At 49.5% G+C, this 21244-nt stretch carries 16 protein-coding genes; 10 read left to right on the forward strand and 6 right to left on the reverse strand.

Going from position 1 to position 21244, the window contains the following annotated elements; translation table 11 throughout:
- Window positions 1-190 precede the first annotated feature (190 nt).
- Window positions 191-1489 carry a transposase gene (locus tag MEALZ_RS11880; protein WP_046061100.1) on the reverse strand — a complete coding sequence of 433 codons (1299 nt, stop codon included), beginning with the start codon at window positions 1487-1489 and terminating at the stop codon, window positions 191-193.
- 246 nt (window positions 1490-1735) lie between these two features.
- Between MEALZ_RS11880 and MEALZ_RS11885 the strand changes: the two genes are divergently transcribed.
- Entirely contained in the window at window positions 1736-4138 is a 2403-nt protein-coding gene (locus tag MEALZ_RS11885; protein WP_014148887.1) for a penicillin acylase family protein, read from the forward strand.
- A 292-nt stretch (window positions 4139-4430) separates the two neighbouring features.
- On the opposite strand, the gene MEALZ_RS11890 is transcribed toward MEALZ_RS11885, so the two are convergent.
- Window positions 4431-5138 (reverse strand): HisA/HisF-related TIM barrel protein, encoded by a 708-nt coding sequence (locus MEALZ_RS11890; protein ID WP_014148888.1) that lies wholly within the window; start codon window positions 5136-5138, stop codon window positions 4431-4433.
- Window positions 5139-5429: 291 nt separating this feature from the next.
- Here MEALZ_RS11890 and MEALZ_RS11895 point away from each other — a divergent pair, with 291 nt between their 5' ends.
- Window positions 5430-6440 (forward strand): ATP-grasp domain-containing protein, encoded by a 1011-nt coding sequence (locus MEALZ_RS11895; protein WP_014148889.1) that lies wholly within the window; start codon window positions 5430-5432, stop codon window positions 6438-6440.
- Entirely contained in the window at window positions 6430-7479 is a 1050-nt protein-coding gene (locus MEALZ_RS11900) for a hydantoinase/oxoprolinase family protein (RefSeq protein ID WP_014148890.1), read from the forward strand. The genes MEALZ_RS11895 and MEALZ_RS11900 overlap by 11 nt, the downstream gene beginning before the upstream one ends.
- Before the next feature lie 226 nt (window positions 7480-7705).
- On the opposite strand, the gene MEALZ_RS11905 is transcribed toward MEALZ_RS11900, so the two are convergent.
- The 4 genes from MEALZ_RS11905 to MEALZ_RS11920 form a co-directional block, all read right to left on the reverse strand.
- Entirely contained in the window at window positions 7706-8140 is a 435-nt protein-coding gene (locus MEALZ_RS11905; protein ID WP_014148891.1) for a DNA-binding transcriptional response regulator, read from the reverse strand.
- Window positions 8141-8624: 484 nt separating this feature from the next.
- Window positions 8625-9701 carry an alanine racemase gene (gene alr / locus MEALZ_RS11910; protein WP_014148892.1) on the reverse strand — a complete coding sequence of 359 codons (1077 nt, stop codon included), beginning with the start codon at window positions 9699-9701 and terminating at the stop codon, window positions 8625-8627.
- Window positions 9698-11092, reverse strand: a complete 1395-nt coding sequence (dnaB, locus tag MEALZ_RS11915) for a replicative DNA helicase (protein ID WP_046061130.1) — start codon at window positions 11090-11092, stop codon at window positions 9698-9700. The genes alr and dnaB overlap by 4 nt, the downstream gene beginning before the upstream one ends.
- Window positions 11093-11629: 537 nt before the next feature.
- The gene (locus MEALZ_RS11920; RefSeq protein ID WP_014148894.1) at window positions 11630-12643 is read right to left on the reverse strand and encodes a tryptophan--tRNA ligase; all 1014 of its coding nucleotides are present in this window, start codon (window positions 12641-12643) and stop codon (window positions 11630-11632) included.
- A 434-nt stretch (window positions 12644-13077) separates the two neighbouring features.
- Between MEALZ_RS11920 and MEALZ_RS11925 the strand changes: the two genes are divergently transcribed.
- The 7 genes from MEALZ_RS11925 to MEALZ_RS11955 all read left to right on the forward strand — a co-directional run bounded on the left by MEALZ_RS11925 (window position 13078) and on the right by MEALZ_RS11955 (window position 21231).
- Window positions 13078-13488 (forward strand): PilZ domain-containing protein, encoded by a 411-nt coding sequence (locus MEALZ_RS11925; RefSeq protein ID WP_223842299.1) that lies wholly within the window; start codon window positions 13078-13080, stop codon window positions 13486-13488.
- A 36-nt stretch (window positions 13489-13524) separates the two neighbouring features.
- Window positions 13525-13929, forward strand: coding sequence for a 6-pyruvoyl trahydropterin synthase family protein (locus tag MEALZ_RS11930; RefSeq protein WP_014148896.1), 405 nt, complete (start codon window positions 13525-13527; stop codon window positions 13927-13929).
- A gap of 6 nt (window positions 13930-13935) precedes the next feature.
- Window positions 13936-14388, forward strand: a complete 453-nt coding sequence (locus tag MEALZ_RS11935; protein ID WP_014148897.1) for a DUF1249 domain-containing protein — start codon at window positions 13936-13938, stop codon at window positions 14386-14388.
- 424 nt (window positions 14389-14812) lie between these two features.
- Window positions 14813-15484: a CerR family C-terminal domain-containing protein gene (locus tag MEALZ_RS11940; RefSeq protein WP_014148898.1), complete on the forward strand. Its 672-nt coding sequence runs from the start codon at window positions 14813-14815 to the stop codon at window positions 15482-15484.
- On the forward strand, window positions 15472-16869 hold the full coding sequence (locus MEALZ_RS11945) for an efflux transporter outer membrane subunit (RefSeq protein WP_014148899.1): 1398 nt from the start codon (window positions 15472-15474) through the stop codon (window positions 16867-16869). The genes MEALZ_RS11940 and MEALZ_RS11945 overlap by 13 nt, the downstream gene beginning before the upstream one ends.
- A complete protein-coding gene (locus MEALZ_RS11950) occupies window positions 16862-18070 on the forward strand; it encodes an efflux RND transporter periplasmic adaptor subunit (protein ID WP_014148900.1) in 1209 nt (402 codons plus the stop codon). The genes MEALZ_RS11945 and MEALZ_RS11950 overlap by 8 nt, the downstream gene beginning before the upstream one ends.
- Window positions 18071-18075: 5 nt before the next feature.
- On the forward strand, window positions 18076-21231 hold the full coding sequence (locus MEALZ_RS11955; RefSeq protein ID WP_014148901.1) for an efflux RND transporter permease subunit: 3156 nt from the start codon (window positions 18076-18078) through the stop codon (window positions 21229-21231).
- Window positions 21232-21244: the final 13 nt, after the last annotated feature.

Raw genomic sequence — 21244 nt, forward strand, 5'->3', positions numbered from 1 at the left:
TTCTCGCTAACCATTTTGGTGAGCGAAAGCTCTATTCAAACGCGTAATAAGTTATTGAATTAACTTCCTATTCTTCATGATCTTCATGGTGAAATGCTTTTTCTAGGTTTATACTCAAAAATGGCTAACTTTATGAAGGTATGGGGGGGGTGTGGCTCATAAGCGCCAACTTAAGAATCTAAGTATTTGATTAAGTAAGACTAACGCCACCTCCCCGACCTTCAATAATGAGCTCCAAAACACGCCCCGGCAAACCCTGAAGCTTTCTCTTGCGCGGACGCTCACAGAGGCTTTTTGTGCAGTCATCGATAAATCGCTTATTTATTGGAAAACAAGCCGTAAGTCCTGCCTTGATCTCATTGGCGATCGTGCGCCATAAACGCCAATGGGTAATCGAACGATCACCGTCCATTGTGGTGGCCGCCCGGCCGAATCGGCGCTGCGCTATTTTTTGAGTCACTGCAGCAAACAGTAACTTGCCATGCAAATATAAATCCGCCAGCTTGCTGTCTTTTCGGGCGCGTAGCCGGTCGATATCAAGCAAGCTCTTTAGCCGCTTTATGACCAGCTCCACTTGCCAGCGAACCCGGTAGAGCTCAGCGATTGATTTCGTGTCGAGCAGCGCTTCGGGGAGCGAAGTAAAAATCAACACCCAGCCGCTCAGCATCAAGGTCTTTTGGCTCGCCGTGCGACCTTTATCACGCGCGCGTTGTTTCGCTTTGCGGCGTGCTTGCGCCGCCTGTTCCGGCGGTAACGGCATCGCATGCACCACGCCTTCAATACGTTTGTCTTGATGGCACAGATAAACGGGTATCGCACCCGGCTGACCATTCAAATCGCGTATGCGCTGTTCCCAATCGATTTTAACACCTTTCGGTTCGTTGCACCGTTCGTAAAGGGTCATGCTGTGTGGATTGTAGCGCAGCACGACGTGGCCGCCGCGATCAATGACCGGGACTAAAGACTTCGGTTGGTTGTAGCCTCGATCAAGCAACGCGACATCACCTGCAGTCAACTGATAGTGATCCAAGCTCTCGCCGACTTTATCGGTCGTGACGTTGACCTCGCGGAGTGTCAAGCTCATCAAGTCGATCGCCACATGCAAGCGATACGTTGTTTCTTTCGCGCCGGGTTCTTGCACGGTCGAACCGTCAATCACAATGAAATTCAAGGAGCCATTGTTAATCTGTTTATCCAATCCGAACACACGCTTCAGTAACGACTTGATCCACGCCACGCAGGCCGCCAGTCGCTTGGTCACCGCCGTGTCGCTCAAATAGCCTTGAAGCTTGGCAACTTCGCCGGCACAGCTGCGCAACGACAAGTCCAGTCCGCAATACAACAGGACTAACTGTAATAATTGCAACGGTGATCGGATTTTCCGTGCCCGTGCAAACGCCTGTAATTCATAGGCCTGCTCCTGGAAATCTGCTGGAAGCTCTTGCAAAAAGTCATCAAAAAGGGTATCTGTTAGCTGTGGCTGCTTCATAGGGATTTTCACTTTCGTCGGTAAAAATACTCTATGTTGTGGCCACATCTTGATTTTTCAACTGTGAATCAAGGTCTTGCGTCTTAAGTTGGCGCTTATGGGGGTGTGGCTGCCGACATCTTCGCCGAACACGCCCCCATACTTTCAATGAAACTTAACTATTTTCAGCAAGATATCAATAGTATCCGTATTTTAGCTGGCTCGTTTTCAATGGAACATATATCCAACAAAAAGAACTAATAAGACATGAAAAAGATAAGAAGCATTGTGCTTTATTTGACGGCATTCGCATCGCTGACAGTTCTGATAGGGCTGGGCGGCACTTATTGGTTACTGCAAGAATCGATGCCGAAACTGGACGGCGAAATCGAATTGACAGGTCTTGTCGAGCCCGTTACAGTCGACTCCGATGAATTCGGAATACCCGCCGTACACGCCGAAAATCGCCTCGACGCGATTCGGGCACTCGGCTATCTAAGTGCGCGCGACCGCATATTTCAAATGGACTTGATGAGACGAAAAACTGCAGGACGTCTAGCAGAAATATTCGGCGAAATGGCCGTCAGTAGCGACACCAGAGCCCGAACGCTCGGTTTCAATCAAGTTGCCGAAAAAACGGTAACACAACTGCCGCGACGCCATAAGCGCTTCCTCGATGCCTATGCCGAAGGCGTCAACAGCTATATCGAGCAAACTAATGCCTTAACCTTTGAGTTTAGCGTATTGAATTATCGCCCCTCCCCTTGGCAAGCCGAAGACAGCATTCTGGTCATGCTCGGCATGTTCGATACGCTCACGGGTTGGACCGAAAGAGAGGAACGCATGTTGTCCGTGATGGAAAAAACCTTGCCTCCCGATCTGATTGCATTTTTGACACCGGACACCGACCGATTTACCGAGCAATTACAAGATTATCGCGAATCATCGCGACCGGCTCGGCCCATCCCTTTAGCCTCGATGACGGCGGCCCTTGATCAATATTCACCCGACGCCTTGAAAGTAGCCGGCGCCGTGCAATTACACGACACTCTGCCGGGATCCAATGCGTGGGCCGTCAGCGGCAAGAAAACTCAGGACGGACGCGCAATACTTGCCAACGATATGCACTTAGGCATTACCGTACCCAACTTATGGTATCGAATCGAAATTCATTATGCCGAAACTCATGCAAGCGGCGTGATGCTACCCGGCGTACCGATAATAATTGCCGGCAGCAACAAGCATTTAGCTTGGGGAGCAACCAATCTTTCCGGTGATTTTCTGGATCTGGTCAGCCTTGAAATCAATCCTGACAACTCAAATGAATATCGTGTTGACGGAGGCTGGCAACGATTTGAGCAACGGCGTGAAATCATCGCCGTGAAAGGAGGGGATTCTCGAGAAATAACAGTCAAACAAACGGAGTGGGGCCCGGTTGCCACCGAACCTCTGATAGATAACTTAGTGGCCGTCCGCTGGACCGCATTGGACCCTAACGCCATCAATATCGAATTAATCGACTTGGAGCAAAATCGAACGTTGGAACAAGCCATTCCGACGATCAACCAAAGCGGCGGGCCGCAATTGAATTTTTTACTGGCCGATAAGACAGGCCGAGTCGCCTGGACGCTGATGGGACGCATACCTAAGCGGTACGGCAACGACGGTTCGGTAAGCCGCTCTTGGGCGGACGGTTCCGTGGGCTGGAACGGTTATTTGGCCCCGGAGTCATTGCCGCGCACGATCGACCCGCCGGAAGGTATTTTAGTTTCGGCCAATGATCGTCGTTTCGGCAAAGACTATCCTCATATCATCGGACGACAGTTTGCCAACGGCTATCGAGCTTATCGGATCACTGAGCGGCTTGGAGAAATCGAAATACTGAACGAACAAACGATGTTCGCATTACAACTCGATAGCAGGAGCGAATTTTATCAGTTTTACCAGCAATTGGCGTTATCGGTTCTGACGCCGAAAAATTTCGAGCAAGAACCGGAATTGACAGAATTGCGAGGCCACCTCCAGGCCTGGGACGGTAATGCAGATAGAGATAGCTTAGGGTTTGCGTTATTGGTGGAATTTCGCAAGCAACTAGCCCATTCAGTATTCGCGCCTTTTATATCGGCATGCCGCAAATCGGATAAAAAGTTCAACTATTCTTGGACATACATCGACACACCATTACAACGGCTTTTAACTGAAAAGCCGGCTGAACTGTTACCTGACCCGGCGCGTTTTCAGGATTGGGATACGTTCATTCTAAACCAATTAAAAAAAAGCCTCGGTCGACTCAAAAACCTGTACCCCGAAGCAAGCTTTCCGGAACTGACTTGGGGAAAAATCAACCGAGCGCAATATCGTCATCCATTCTCAAGGGTATTGCCATGGGTCGGACGTTTCCTTGATATGCCGACGGACCCGTTATCGGGTTGCCCTTATTGCGTTCGAGTGGCCGGTCCCGATTTCGGCGCCAGCGAACGACTTGTGGTTTCTCCACGTCATATCGATGAAGGAATTCTACACATGCCAGGCGGCCAATCGAGCCATCCTTTATCGCCCCACTATCGCGACCAACAAGCATACTGGGTCGAAGGTTTACCGATACCGCTTCAGGCAGGAAAAACTGAGCATCGATTGATTTTGCAGCCGCGGAGGGATAGTGAACAGTAAATAGTTAGCGGTAAGCGGTAAGCGGTTAGCAGTAAATAGCGAATGAAGCGATATACCCCTATAAGCGCCAACTTAAGAAAATAACGCGTCATTCCGCCAGGGATTGGCGGAATCCAGTGCCATGGATGGCAATACATAGCTTCCCCCCATGTAACTTGAATATCGGCAATCCATGCCGATATGACGAATAATGCAGTAAATACACTATAGAGTGGGTGCTAAGTTAGCGCCTATGCGATATACCACTGTGTCGAACAAATTGACAGAATCTTCTACAGAATTAACAAACAATTTATTCGAATTCATTGTTAGCGATTTGTTTAATGTCGTTCTCCGACAATGCGCCGGAATGTAAAGCGCTGGCTATCAAGACATCGTTCACGCCGATTTTTTGTAGCTCGACTAGGTCTTGTTTGTGCCGAATACCGCCGGCGGCGATGATCCGTTTTTCAGGAAACTCTCGACAATAATAGTCCAGCTTCGCGAAATCCGGACCGAGCTCGCTACCGACTTGCGCTAGCGTCATGATAATAATAGCGTTCGGCCATAACTTAGGATTGTCGAAAATCAACGACGAGCCGAGCCGGCCGTTTGCCGAATAATCGAGCGAGAGTACAAAATCTTCCGACAATCGCTCGATATGCTCGACATCGTCATCGATCAACGATTCGGAGCCGATAACCGGCAAATAATTCGCAAAACCTTGGAAATAGCGCTGGACCGCATGATTTCCCGAGTCGACCCAAAACTGCCTATCCGGATAGCGTCTGAATACATCGAGTAAAAAGCTTTGATGAACCGATTCGCAAGCGGTAATGGCATTCAGGTCGGCGATATAAAACATCTTAAAATCGTATAGCGACAAAAACGCCTCGATGACGCGATCGATATCCGGCTCTTTGCATAATGAGGAACGAACCGGCACATATTCGGCCCGATTACCTTTGACGGCATGAACGACATGATGGTCTTTGAGATCAATGACCGGAATGATTTGCATGTTACGAAACCAACCTTCTGAGTTTGTAATTATTCAGCATAAGTCATGTATGAGAAGGTGTCAGGCATTGATTTATAAGGCTGTCTGCAACAGGACGTTGCAGTCAGAGCTTACAGGGATGTATTCACCCAGCACCTAAATACCATAATCCATTTGCTATGATAAACAATTTTGGATTATTTAGGTGCTGGGTTCACGCGCCCTTAGAAATCAATGCCTGACACCAACCTACCGCATGCGCTGAATAGTTACCTGAGTTTATAAGAAATAGTATGTATTATACTGTGCGCAATGAAAATACTCGTTTTTGAATATGTTACCGGCGGCGGCTTTAACCGCGAACGCATTCCCGATACGCTCGCCACGGAAGGCCTGTTGATGCTGAAGGCTTTATTACAGGATTTATCGGAAATAGCCGATATCAAGTTGATAGTGATGCTCGATACTCGATTTGCCGACTCAATATCGGAATATGCCGGAGCTATCGAAATTGTGCCGATTGATGCGCATCAATCGGTACTCGAAACATTTCAAAAACAAGTCGTGCGTTGTGATGCGGTTTGGTCGGTCGCTCCCGAAATAAACAATATTTTGTTCGACTTAACGCGCATGATCGAACGCCTTGGGAAAAGACTGCTGTCATCTTCGTCCGAAGCCGTCGCAATCACCTCGAATAAGCTCGAAACATTTCGTTATCTGACACAACACCGGATCGAAACCGTGCCATCGGAACCATTCATTCCGCATCGCTTCCAACCGATCGGTAGACAAGTAATCAAACCGGTAGACGGCATGGGTTGCGAACGAACATTCCGAGTCGATAACGCCGAGGATTGGGCGCTCGTCAGGCCGCAACTCGGTGAAGAACCTTATATTGTTCAGCCTTACATCGACGGGACGCCGGCTAGTTTGAGTTGTTTATTCAACCATGGCAAAGGGTGGCTCTTGTGCCATAATGTGCAACGAATCGAAATCAAGGACTGCCGATTTAAGTTGAACGCTTGCCGGGTCAACGAACCCGGCGTCAAAGAAAACTATCAAGTCCTGGTCAACCGTGTCGCACATGCGTTGCCGGGCTTATCCGGTTATGCCGGCATCGATATCATAGAAACACCTGAATACATTGCGGTATTGGAAATCAATCCGCGTTTGACAACGTCTTACGCGGGGATACGAGAGGCCTTGGGAATCAATGTCGCGGCAGAGGTTTTGCGAATGCCGCAAAACCAACCAAGCGTGAGTCCCATTATCAATCGAAGCATCAATCTACTCATCGACGGAGACGAAACCTATGCAAACTAACATTATCGGCTGGGATATCGGCGGCGCCCATTTAAAAGCGGCGCTGATTAACGAATTGGGCGAAGCTCTGGCAATCGTTCAACGACCCTGCGCGTTATGGCAAGGCATCGAACAATTGCAACAAGCCGTACAAGCCGTTACCGCCGAACTGCCGGAAGCCCGATACCGGCATGCGATTACGATGACGGGGGAATTAGTCGATCATTTCGAGAGCCGAGAGCAAGGGGTTCAACGTATCGTCGAAGCCATGTCGGTTTACTTTCCAGGCGATCCGCTGTGGATTTATGCCGGCTTGTCCGGATTCATTCGAGCCGGTTCGGTGCTGCCTGAGCATAGCGAAAGCATCGCGTCGGCGAACTGGTTGGCGAGCGCATCTTTTGCCGCACGCAACATAGACAGCGGATTATTTATCGACATCGGCAGCACCACAACCGATATCATTGCGATGGCAAACGGAAAAATTAATGCCAAAGGTTTTACCGATTATAAGCGGCTCATTTCCGAAGAGTTAGTTTATACCGGCGTCGTGCGCACCCCGGTAATGGCCATCGCGCAAACAGCCATATTCAAAGGCGTCAAAATCGGCTTGATGGCCGAGTATTTCGCGACGATGGCCGATGTATACCGCATAACCGGCGAACTGGACGAAGCCCATGATCAAAACGATACCGCCGATGGCGGCGAAAAAACCGTTACGGCCAGCGCCAGGCGTTTATCGCGTATGATCGGTCATGAAGTCGAACACGAGTTGCCGGAATGCTGGCGCCATTTCGCGCTTTATCTTCGCAACCAACAATTGCACAAAATACAAATGGGCTGCGAAAGGCAAATATCCAGAATTCGTTTACCTTCAGATCAGCCTTTTGTCGGCGCCGGTGTTGGCCGCTTTTTGGTCAAACAATTAGCCGCCAACTTAGGTCACCCTTATCTGGATTTCAACGATTTATTCGAACAGTCCTTGGTCTCCTCGCCAATGTCCGCTGCCGATTGCGCGCCGGCCATCGCAGTAGCGTATTTAGCGCTGGCGCAATTCAAATAAATTACGCCCTTTTGATCGAAAAACCGTCGAAGAATAAAAGGCATGGGATGTGTCTATCGAGGACGGCCGTGAACCCTTCCATGGGGCTTGACGGCAGCAATCGAACGCCAGGGATGGCGGGTATTAGGGCAAATTGCCGAGAAGCAAAAATCTGCCCTGTCGCTAACACCTGTCAATCGAGCCCCCCCCCTTCCAACAGTTGCCTAAGTTATTTCATGCTCGTTCCTTAGGTAAAACTACCCGAATTGCACCTTGTTACCGGGCCTTGAAGTTTTTCCAACATCAACGAGATAATACGGCGGGATACCCAAGCCTCTCCTTGCTGAATGACCTTGATCGCTTTCTTAAAAAACCTAGCCAAATCGGCAAACTGTAAATAGCCTTGGGCACCCGAAACCAAACAATCGATGACTTCGCGATCGGTCAATTCAGGTGCGATCAAAATTATTTTGCTATCGGGACTCGCCGCATTCAATAACGCAATATATTCGGCGGTTTGCTGTTCGCGAAGTTCATAGCGAAGCACAACGACAAGCGGCTTGTCTCTTTCAACCGCGATCAAGGCTTTTATTTCGTCATGATCGACTCGAATGTTTAGGCTCGGATCATCGATAAACCGCAGAATGTCTTCGTCATTATCAATTATGTGCAAATCAATCATAAAGTTACCGATCGTTTAAGTTATACCTTTCGCACTTCAAATTTCGGCATTGTCGGAGGAGGCCTTGGGATGCTAGGTCGATTTTTGCTCCTCGGCAATTGCTCCTGCATTGCCCTAATACACGCCATCCGTGGCGTAATGCAAAATCGACATTCACGCCATCCATGGCGTTCATAAAGGCTTTGCCAGCATGGAGCTGGCATAGAGCCTACATGGACGTATTCACCCAGCACCTAAATTCCATAGTCCATTGGCTATGGTTAATTGTCTTGGATAATTTAGGTGCTGGGTTTACGGCGTCCTTTGACGGGCACCCCAAGGCTGAATTTTCATCTACGATGGGTATATCCAGCTTTCAAAATACCAATCCCTCCCCTCTGTGTTTGTTTGAGTTAAAACCATCCACGTTTTCAACTTAGAACAGAGTCTAGTCTGTTTTAGGCAATTGTTAACTGTACCGAAGTACTAAATCGTTCAACCTAGATCACTCTTCAACAATCTGCACTCGCTGAGTAATGCCGCAAACCAGTGTGTACGGGATGGTTCCCGACCAAGACGCTACCTCTTCGATGGGCAACGCCCCTCCCCATAGCGTCACCGGATCACCGGGCTTGGCATCGTTTTGTCCGCTTAAATCAACCGTGATCATATCCATCGATACCCTGCCGATCATCGGGACACGCCTGCCGTTAACAAGAACCGGCGTGCCGGATCTTGCATGACGAGGATAACCGTCCCCGTAACCGATTGCGACAACACCCATTGTAATCGGTCGGTCGCAAGCCCAAGTAGCGCCGTACCCCACCGTATCGCCTTGCCGTACGGATTTAACGGCAATCAACCGGGAATGCAAAGCCATGACCGGTTTTAAATCGAAATCACCTCCTGTCGTTTCGGGAAACGGGGAAATCCCATACAACATAATCCCGGGTCTTACCCAGTCGGTCAAAGCTTCCCGCCAACCTAAAATCCCGGCTGAATTCGCGATACTTCGCGGCCCTGCAAAACCCGATAATGTCCTGTTAAATAAGTCGATTTGTTTCAATGTCATTGGGTCGGATCTCAGGTCGGCATTTGCCAAATGGGTTATAAAACCAACCGGTTGCTTGATCAACGAGCTCGATCTCAAACGCTGATGAACTTTTTCGACCTCGTCAGCCGAAAACCCCAAACGGTTCATGCCGGTATCGATTTTCAACCAAGCATTGATCCCGATAGAGCCGAATTTTCGATCAATGATATCCAACTGCCCGAACGAGTGAATTAAGGGATCTAAACCGAAATCGATCAAATCGTTTAATTCTTCAGAACACGTAAAACCTTCCATGACCGCGATGCGATGCGAAATACCGGCTTGGCGTAAGCGGATCCCCTCGTCGACGCGGGCCACGGCAAAGCCGTCCGCTTCGGTTAATCGTTCTGCGACGCGCAACAAACCGTGCCCGTAAGCATTGGCTTTAATCACCGCCATGACTTTCGAGTCTGGCGCGTAGCGTCTAACCACATGCAAATTATGACGTAACGCATCCAGGTTCAATTTGACATAAGCGGCCGGCGTCATTCGTAATCGTCTCCGCCGTAAGGATTTCCGGCAAAGTTTTCAAACCGAGTGTATTGTCCGAGGAAAGTCAACCTGACCGTGCCTATCGGACCGTTACGTTGTTTACCGATGATAATTTCAGCAACACCTTTCTCCGGACTATCCGGGTTGTAAACCTCATCCCGATAAACAAATACGATCACGTCGGCATCCTGTTCGATACCTCCCGACTCACGCAAATCGGACATCACCGGCCGTTTGTTGGGCCGCTGCTCAAGGTTACGGTTCAGCTGCGAGAGCGCGATAACCGGCACGTTCAGCTCCTTGGCCAAGGCTTTCAAGCCCCTCGAGATATCCGAAATCTGTTGAACCCGATTATCGCCGCTGGCCGGCGACTGCATCAATTGCAGATAATCCAATACGATCAAACCCAACTGGCCATGTTCGCGCATCAATCGTCGCGCTCTCGAGCGGACTTCAGTCGGCGTCAAAGCCGGCGTATCGTCGATGAACAATTTCGTTTCAGCCAATAAATTAATCGCCGAAGTCAAACGAGGCCATTCGTCGTCATCGAGTTTACCGGTTCTGATCTTATGTTGATCGATACGCCCCAATGAGGACATCATCCGCATCGCTAACGAGTCGCCGGGCATTTCCATACTGAACACCGCAACCGGCTTATCGCCTTTAATTGCGACATTCTCCGCCATGTTCATCGCGATCGTAGTTTTGCCCATTGACGGCCGACCAGCAACAATAATTAAATCGGACGGCTGTAGACCCGAGGTCATTTCGTCGAAATCATTGAATCCGGTGCTGGCGCCGGTGATATTGCCTTCCTGCTCGTAAAGCATTTCGATCTTATCGACCGCTTGCGCCAGCAACGACTTGATCGACGTGAAACCGCCCTGCCCGCGTTGGCGCTGTTCAGCAATTTGAAATACTTGACGCTCGGCATTTTCGAGCAACTCCGATGTATCGCGCCCTTCCGGACTAAAAGCCGAGTCGGATATATCGGTTCCGACATGAATCAATTGCCTTAAAACCGACTTATCGCGAACTATGGTTGCATAAGCGACGATATTCGCGGCACTCGGGGTATCCTTTGCCAAGGTACCTAAATAGGCCAGACCGCCGACCTCATTCAATTGTCCGGCGGAAGCCAGTGCCTCGGATAAGGTAATGACGTCGAAAGGATCTTGTTTTTCTGCCAATTTTTCGATGGCCCGAAAAATCATTCGATGATCTTTGCGATAAAAATCGCCTTCGACAACTTTATCGGCTATCGAATCCCAGGTTTGGTTATCCAGCATCAAACCGCCGAGTACGGATTGCTCGGCTTGTATTGAATGCGGCGATACTTTTAAAGCTTCGGTTGCGTAATCGCGGTCGAATACATATTCTTCAGACATAATTTCGGTCAAGGGAAATACTGCAAAATAGAAGTTAATTGAAAATCGGTACGGGTTCCGACGCAACGAATCCCTAAACAAGAAAGTCACTGCGATTCAGTTTTGAGAAAACTCGTTTACTCCGTTCGTACCGAAAAATCGCTGAGCTTCGTTAAACATGCGGGGTGTGTTAGTGGAGCGCCGTGAACCCAGCACCTAAATCCATAGGTCATTGGCAATGATTCAAAACCATGGCTTATTTAGGTGCTGGATTTTGGCATTGGGCTTGTCAAGCGAGTAAACCGAACAGCCAAAAACATAATTCTCGTACAAGATATACCTTTCGCACTTCAAATTTCGGTAGTGCCGGAGGAGGCCTCGTGGTGTCCGGTCGATTTTCGCTCCTGCAAAATCGACATTCACGCCATCCATAGCGTTCATAAAGGCTTTGCCAGCATGGAGCTGGCATAGAGCCTACATGGACGTATTTACGGCGTCCTTTAACGAGCACCCCGAGGCCGAATTCTCATCTACGATGAGTATATATTGTGAATATTCCTAAGCACCGATACGAGAAATCCCAACTGCCTCTCTCAATTGTTTCATAAAAGGCACGCTAATCTCGCGGGCCTTTTTAGCGCCTTCCTGTAATTCGTTTTCAATATGCTCAGGCGCCTGTAATAAGGCTTCATAACGCTCTCGGGCCGGAGCAATATGGTCGTTGATATATTCGAACAACAACTTTTTCATTTCACCCCAAGCAATACCGTCCGCATAGAGCTTTCGAACTTCATCGACTTCCGAAGGCCGGGCAAAAGCCTGATAAATTCCAAACAAGGTGCAGCCATCGGGATCTTTCGGCTCGCCCGGCTCCAAAGAATTGGTCTTGATCTTGTTTATCAGTTTTCTGAGTTTCTTCTCGGGTTCGAATAACGGAATCGTATTGTTATAACTCTTACTCATTTTCCGCCCGTCTAAACCAGCTAGCGTCGCGGCATTTTCGGTCACAACCGCATCCGGGATGACAAAATGTTCGCCATAAATATGATTGAAACGTCCAGCGATATCACGCGCCATTTCGATATGCTGAATCTGATCCTTGCCTACAGGAACCTTGTGTGCATTGAATATCAAAATGTCGGCCGCCATCAGAATCGGATAACTGAACAAGCCCATCGTAATGCCTTTGTCGGGATCGTTTTCGCCGCCTTGTTCATTTTCGGCAACCGCTGCCTTATAAGCATGCGCCCTATTCATGAGCCCCTTTGCCGTAACACAAGTCAACATCCAAGCCAACTCGGTAATTTCCGGCACATCGGATTGCCGGTAAAACACCGCATTCGACGTATCCAAGCCGAGCGCCAACCAAGTCGCCGCGATTTCAAGACTCGATTGTCTGACTTTTTCCGGATCCTGACATTTGATCAAGGCATGGTAATCGGCCAAAAAATAAAATGGACTCACGTTTGCATCTTTACTGGCGGCAATAGCAGGCCTGATCGCGCCTACATAATTTCCCAAATGAGGAGTACCGGTGGTCGTGATACCGGTTAAAACGGTCGCTTTTGTCATTATAAATTAATCCCCAAAACCCTGACGGGGTTCACATCGTTAAAATCTGCAAAATATTACATGATTTACAATCAATAGCCATAGTCTATGCGAAAACTTTTACGCACAAATGAGACCTAATTGTTCAGTCTTCTACATTCAAAACATGCGAGAACTTTGCGCCCCCCTTGAAAAGACTATGTTCGCGCTAACAGTGAAAGCAGATCTTATGTCTGTGAAACAAGGAATTTAGAAAATAATCAAAATAATAATATCTTTCCAACACATCGATCTCCTTTCAACCATCGACACGGAATTGAAAAAAGAAAAGTTATTTTATGGCCAAATCCTTAACAAAAAACCAAAGATTTCCAACACTATCTTTATAAAACCGGAAAACAATGCCGAAACAGAATCTCATAATATGAAGTTACGCAACTTTCAAGGTAATTTTCATGAACAAGCATTTTATTTATAGTAAACTTCGCGCAAACAGTCTGAAAGCAAACACGGGCACTGCCATTCACGGAAAAACAATTTATCCAATTATAAAGAAGAGAGTTGACATGCTGGAATACGATGAAAAACGTAATTACATCCGAATGAGCGTCGATTGCGAACTCACCTACAAGTTAGCCGATGCAAGCGAAAGTCATTCCGGAATTTGTACATCCATTAGCGGTTCTGGTGTCTCCTTCATTGCCGATCAATCCTTCGATCCCGGAAGCGCAATGGAGGTTAATATTACGCCCAAAAACACAATCACTCCTCCCATGACCGCATATATCGAAGTCGTCAGAACGACAAAACAAGATAATGGCCGCTACGAAATTGCCGCCGCAATCAAGAGCATTAAAGGGCATTAACTTACATTATTCCAAATCGGCCGAGATTGCTAACTCATGTATACGATTACTAAGGAAGTCTATTTTTGCTATGGACATAGACTGATGAACCACCCCGGCAAGTGCCGTCATCTTCACGGACACAGCGTTAAGGCTGCTATCACGATTAAACAAGAACATCTTAACGAGCAAGGTATGGTTTGTGACTTTTCGGACATAAAAGCGTGTGTCGAAGACTATATCAACGAACATTTGGATCATAATTTTCTATTGCATAAAAACGACCCGATTATTCCGTACTTAACCGAAACCCAAGAGCGATTCATGGCTCTGGACGAGCATCCGACCGCGGAAGTACTGAGTCAAATGATTTATCAACATATTAAAGAACAAGGGTTCGATGTCGATCAAGTGACCTTATGGGAAACCGCAAGCGCTCATGCCTGTTATCGGGAAGACTGATCTATCATGAGCAGAATTCATCCGCAAAACAAAGCGGCGTGCTTGGAAGCCATTTGTGCCTCTAATTACCGAAAGTTGTTAAGCTTAATTCCGAACATCAGAAATCTGGCACAATCGGCTGTCGGAAAAGCGTCGCAAAAGCCCGACCTGCAGCTTGAGGTGCTCGAGCGCTCGGCACACACTCTTACTGTAAAACTCAGCCATCGATTCGATCAATTACCCAACGATTTATGGGTGCCGGATGTCACAGTCCGCGTATATTTGGACGCGGAACTCGTCGAAGTATTGCGCGATCATGCCAGATCAGACGTCTCGCGCGTCTACAAAGACCCCGGCAAGATCTCTGAAATCTTGAATTATAAATGGCAATTAAATTATTTTTTGCTGAAATGGCTAGATCACTGCCTGAGCATTAATTATCAATTCACTGATCGAAAAGCCACTGAAGTTATAGCCTGATTTCCCCCATAGCCTCTATCAACCCCATACACCCTCGCTAGTCAAATTTCAGGATAAGAAAATCCTGTTTAATCCAGTCACGAATCTCCATAAAGCACGCTGTTTCGGGCATTACTGTGAAAGTAAGCGAACCGAAGCGGGTGCGGTTGCTCGACTGACAGGCGTCGGCGGCAGGGAGCCGCCGCCGAGCCTACATGGACGTATTTACGGCGTCCTGTCGGGCGAGTGACCGCACCCAGCCATCCCTCGCACTTTCATTTGCCGGGGCGATGGCTAGACCTTCATGAACGTTACGGTCAAAGTTCGTAGATCAAAACACTTGGGCCAGTCGCTCAGGTTCCTGCGTCACTGAACAAGACTGAAATTTGTCTAATGAATAATTTAAATGTATATTTGAAATTTGCTTTTGAATATCTAACCCGCGATGCCCGAACCTACAGCCAAACCGTTAAAAACTCGAACCCGCTTAATTATCGCGGCCAGCCAAATTTTTGCCGAAAAAGGTTTTCAGGAAGCAACCATTGCCGAAATCTGCGAACAAGCCCAAACTAATATCGCTTCGGTCAATTATCATTTTCGAGATAAGGAAAGTCTTTATCTCGAAGCCTGGCGCCATGCGTTTCTCAAGGACCTTGAAATTTACCCGTCGGATGGCGGCGTTGCGCCCAGTGCTTCCCCCGAAAAACGCCTAGCGGGCCGCATTCGCTCTTTGATCGCCCGCATCGCCGACGACGATTCGCATTTTTTCGCGATCATCAACAAAGAAATGGCGCAACCGACCTCGTTGCTGCCGGAAATCCTCGAAAAAGAAATCAATCCGCAGCGCCAAGCCATGCTTGAACTCATTTCCGAATGCTTGGGACCTAGTGCGGATGAACGAACGATTCATTTTTGTCATGCCAGCATCATCGGCCAATGCTTTCATCTCCTGAAAGTCAAACACATGCAAAGCCACTTTCCGACACGAAAACACACTCCGGAATTGGAGAACCCGGCAGCCTTTGCCGATCATGTCGTGCATTTTTCATTAGCCGGAATTAAAGCACTGCGCGACCGTCTCGAACCAAGCCGTGGAGACGAGACATGCGAGTCATAAATCCTTCGGTTTTACTCATCTTCTTTTTTCTCAGCGCATGCAGTATTGACATCAAAGAATTCAATCCGCCGATTCCAGTCCCGGAAACCTTCTCGATTACCGGCGGAGAATCCCTTCAAGACCGCTGGTGGCTTAACTTTAACGATCCTGCGTTGAATACTCTGATCGATACGGCGCTTCAGCAAAATCTCGATCTAACCGCGGCATTCGAAAGGCTCAAACAAGCCGAAGCCGAAGCTCGCAAAGCCGGGGCCGAATTAATCCCCGCCGTTAATGCTACGACTAACGCAAATCGCTTGATCGAAGACAACGCCAATACCGGTTCGCTGACTTTCGACAACTTTTCGCTGGGCTTGATCGCCAGTTATGAAGTCGACCTATGGGGCCGAATCCGCGCCGGTACTTATGCGGCCGAACAGGAAATCAAAGCCGCCGAACAAGACATCCATACCGCCGCGATTGCCTTGTCGGCCGAGATAGCGCGTATTTGGTATCTATTGACCGAACAAAAACTACAGCTGGACTTATTGAACGAACAAATCGAAGTCAATAAGCAATACGCGGACTTAGTCGAAGTCCGATTCAGAGGCGGCCAAGCAACTGCCGCCGACGTATTTCAACAACGGCAATTGCTTGAAGGCGTGGTCGGCGACCGCTATACAGTGCTCGCGAATATCGAGGTATTAAAAAATCAACTCGCGGTCTTGACCGGACAAGCCCCCGGCACGTTGGACATTGTCGCCGGCGATCGTTTTCCCGAACTCGCAGGTCTCCCCAAAACCGGTTTGACCTCGGATTTGATTCAACGCCGCCCCGATGTCATGAAGGCCTATTATCGCCTGCAAGCGGCCGATCTTCGTATTGCCGCGGCCGTGGCCGACCGCTTTCCGAAACTCGGCTTATCGGCCAGCCTCGACACCTCGGCGCCGGACTTACAAGCCTTCTTCAATAATTGGATGGCAACGCTAGCGGGCAATCTGGTGCTGCCCTTGATCGACGGCGGACGCCGGGTGGCGGAAGTCCGGCGCACCGAGGCTGCAACAGAAGAAGCACTGAATCTCTACGGTCAGAGCGTCTTGCAATCGTTGCAGGAAGTCGAAAACGCCTTGGCACAGGAAACGCGCCAGCACGAGCGACTCGACAGCCTCAAAGATCAACTGCGCTATCTGAACGAAGCCAATGAGAACATCCGCATCCGGTCCGCCTATGGGATTTTCGATTTTTTGCGGGTACTGTCGACATTGAACAGCTTACAAGCGATGCAGCGCACACTCATTCGCGCCGAACGCGAATTGATCGATTTCAGAATTCAACTCTACCGGTCGCTTGCGGGCGGTTGGCCGCTTACCGAACCGGTTTCGAACAGGAACGATATCTATGACTAATCCCTTCAAGAAATTCGCCACACTGCTGATTTCGCTGGCAATCATCACATTTGCCGGGGCACTGTCTTATTATTGGCTAAGCAATAAACCCCGCGCGGTCCGCGCCCCCGTTACGGCCGTGGCGCCATTAGTCGAAATCATCACGCCGCAAGCCATCGATCATCAAACCACCGTTTTCGCGCTCGGCAATGTAATCCCGGCACAAAGCGTCAATCTTAATTCGCGTGTCGACGGCATGGTCGTTTCGGTCAGCGACCAGTTCATCGAAGGCGGCTTGTTGAAAAAGGACGAAGAAATCGTCCGGCTCGACCCGACCGACTACGAATTACGCGTACGCAGAGCGCAAAGCGATCTCACCCAAGCCCGTTTCAACCTAAAAATGGAATTGGGCCAACAAGCGATCGCGCAACGCGAATATCAATTGCTCGGCCAGGAATTGGACGAACTGGCTCAAGAACTGGTCCAAAGAAAACCCCATCTTGAAGCCGCCAAGGCATCGTTAAATGCCGCCGAAGCGTCGCTGGAACAAGCCAAGTTGGATCTCGAACGCACCCGCACGATCGCGCCGTTCAACGCGGTCGTCACGGCCCGCAACGCCAATATCGGTTCCTGGGTATCGACCTTCTCGACCGGCACGCCGCTCGTACAATTGGTTGCAACCGATTATTTTTGGATCGACGTTTCGCTGCCGCTCGACAAATTACGATGGATCACGATTCCCGGTTTCAACAGCGATCAAGGCTCGCCGGTCACGATCAGTTACGAAAGAGCTTGGGGACCCGATGCATTCAGAATCGGTGCCGTCAAACGTCTGAAAGCCGAAGTCGAACCCGAAGGCCGCATGGCCAAATTATTGGTCGAAGTCGAAGACCCGCTCGCCCTGACGCCGGCCAAGAAAGACGCGCCGCGTATGATGTTAGGTACATTGGTTCGCGCGGCAATTACCGGAAAAACCCTCGTCGACGTACTTCCTGTCCCGGAAACCGCCTTGCACGACGGCAACCGGCTCTGGCTAATGAACGAACAAGACACACTGGACATCGTCAAAATCACCCCCGTCTGGACCGAACAAGGCGTCGTTTATTTGCATGCCTCGGAACTACCCGATCATCCGCGCATCATCGTCAGCGATCTTTCCACACCGGTTCAAGGCATGCGTATTCGCACCACCGAAACCGACCGCACTTCATCCGCTAGGTAAGCATCATGCAGTCACATCAAGACCCAAGCCACACCGGTCCCATTGCATGGATGGCAGGTCATTCGGTCGCGGCCAATCTCGCAATGGTCGTCTTCATCATCGGAGGACTGCTGTTTCTAAACAATATCCGCCAAGAAGTATTCCCTGACTTTGAAATCGACAGCGTCAGTATCAGTGTCACTTATCCGGGCGCCAGCCCGGAAGAGGTCGAACGCGGCATTGTCCTCGCGATCGAAGACGCGGTGGGCGGCTTGGACGGCATCAAACAAATCACTTCATCGGCAAAAGAAAACGCCGGCTCGGTTACCGTCGAAGCGCTCCGCGGTACCGACATGCAAAAGTTTACACAAGACATTCAAAAAGAAATCGACCGCATTACGACTTTCCCGATCGATGCCGAAAAACCGCAAATAACCTTGATCGCCAGCAAGCGTCGAGTAATCTCAGTTGCATTATACGGAGACGCGGAAGATACCGTTTTACACGAATTGGCCGAACAACTCCGCGATCAACTCCTGCAAGACCCGGGCATCACCCAAATCGATCTCGAAGGGGTCAAACCGCTCGAAATCGCAGTCGAAATTCCGCAGGACATGCTGAGACGCTACGGTTTGTCGTTAGGCGACATCGCTCAACGAATCGCATCGGCCAGCATCGATCTTCCGGCTGGCAGCGTCAAAACCGGCAGCGGCGAAATTTTGATCCGCATCAAAGAACGCCGCGATTACGGGCGTCAATTCAGTCAACTGCCCATTATTACCACCTCCGACGGAAGCCAGATTAAACTCGGCGACATCGCTCGAATAACAGACGGCTTCGATGAAAGCGATTATTACGCGACCTTCAATGACAAGCCGGCCGTGATGCTGCAAGTCTATAGCGTCGGAGAACAAACGCCGATACAAGTGTCTGAAACGGTTCGTAACCATCTCGATAAAATTGCTCCGGAACTACCCGAAGGCATCTACACCGATGTCCGGCGCGATGCCTCGGAAGATTATGCGCAAAGGATAGACCTCTTGTTGCGAAACAGCGCCATGGGTTTGTCGCTGGTATTTATCTTGCTAGCATTGTTTCTTGAGCTACGTCTGGCTTTTTGGGTCATGATGGGGATTCCTATTGCGTTTCTCGGGTCGTTTTTATTCTTACCCAGTATCGGCGTAACGCTGAACATGATCTCATTATTCGCGTTTATCATCGCGATCGGCATTGTTGTCGACGATGCGATTATCATCGGCGAAAATATCTATCATTATCGACAGGAAGGCCTGTCTCCGCTGCAGGCGTCCATTCAAGGCGCCCGCGAAATGGCGATGCCGGTTACATTCAGCATCCTGACTAACATCGCAACCTTCATGCCGCTGCTGTTCATTCCCGGATTTACCGGCAAAATCTTTTTTATGATTCCATTGGTCGTAATCACGGTTTTCTTGCTGTCTCTCGTCGAGAGCCTATTCATCCTACCGAATCATCTCGGGCACTTGAAGCCATTAAAAAGCAAAGGTTTTCAAGCCCGGATCCATCATTATCAACAACGCTTCAGCGATGGTTTTCGACGCTGGACGCTGCACCGCTATGGCCCATTTCTCGAAAGCGTACTCGAGCATCGCTATCTAACGGTCGCCATGGCATTCTCATTATTGATTGTAGCATTGGCCTATGCCGCTAGCGGACGCATGGGCATGACCTTGTTTCCGAAGGTCGAATCCGATTATGCACAAGTCACTTTAACGATGCCGTTTGGAACGCCGGCCGAAAAAACTGAAGCCATCGCCCGACACCTGTCGGAAGCGGCTCGTCGCGTTGCATCAAACGTTCCGAACGGCGACCTATTACTGAAAGGGCAATTTACCGAACTCGGCACAATCGACAGACAACAGACGCTCGGCAGCCACTTGGCTACCGTACGCACCTATCTGGCGCCTCCCGAAGTTCGCGACGACATTCTTAGTACCGAACAGTTTACCCGGCGCTGGCGCATCGAGGCCGGCGAGATTGCCGGCATCGAAGCGATTTTATTCGAATCGGACGCCGGCGGTCCCAGCCGGGGCCCGGCAATCACCGTCGAACTTAATCACCGCGATATACAAGTCCTGGAAAAAGCAAGCAAACGCCTTGCGCAAATGCTTAGCGCCTATCCTATCGTCAATGACGTCGACAGCGGCTTGACCAGCGGCAAGGAACAATTGGATTTTACGCTGTTGCCCGAAGGGAGAAGCTTGGGCCTAACGGCACAAGATGTTGCGCGGCAAGTCAGAAATGCGTTTTTCGGCGCCGAAGTGCTTCGTCAGCAACGCGGTCGCAATGAAATCAAAATCATGGTCAGGCTGCCCGAAAACGAGCGCATGTCGCTAAAAGACGTCGAAAGCCTAATACTACGAACGCCGGCAGGAATCGAAATTCCGCTTACCGAAGCCGTGCAAATCGAACGCGGCCGCGCCTACACCGAAATCAACCGCCGTAACGGGCGGCGCAATATCCAAGTCAAATCGGGCGTCACGCCGCGCAGCCGCGCAGGTGAAATCATTAACGACCTCAAAGCCACCGAACTGCCGCGCCTGCAAGAAGAATTCCCGGGCTTGCAATATAGCTTTCAAGGGAGTCAAGCCGAAATGGCCGATAATCTTAGCAGTCTCAAAATCAGTTTTGTCTTTGCACTGTTGGCGATCTATGCGATGTTGGCGATTCCGTTTCGCAGCTACATTCTGCCGTTGATCGTCATCGTCAGCATTCCGTTCGGCATCATCGGCGCAATATTAGGGCATTTGTTGATGGGTTACGATCTGAGTATCCTCAGCATGCTCGGTATCGTCGCCCTATCCGGCATCGTCGTCAACGATTCGCTGGTATTGATTAATTATGCGAACGAACATCGCATCGGCAGCGCCAAAACACCTTTACAAGTCATCAAAGCCGCCGGAATCCAGCGCTTCAGGCCAATACTGTTAACCACGCTCACCACTTTTTTCGGCTTAATGCCGATGATTTTGGAAACATCCCGGCAAGCGCGAATGTTGATCCCGATGGCGATTTCAATCGGTTTCGGGATTTTGTTTGCGACCTTGATTACACTCGTACTGATTCCGTCGTTATATCTGGTTGCCGAAGACGTTAGAGTCTTGTTTCACAAGTTGAAAATAGCTTTTTCCGCCAAAGATTAGCAGGCTACGAAAT

It is taken from the genome of Methylotuvimicrobium alcaliphilum 20Z (assembly GCF_000968535.2).
Lineage (GTDB): Bacteria > Pseudomonadota > Gammaproteobacteria > Methylococcales > Methylomonadaceae > Methylotuvimicrobium > Methylotuvimicrobium alcaliphilum.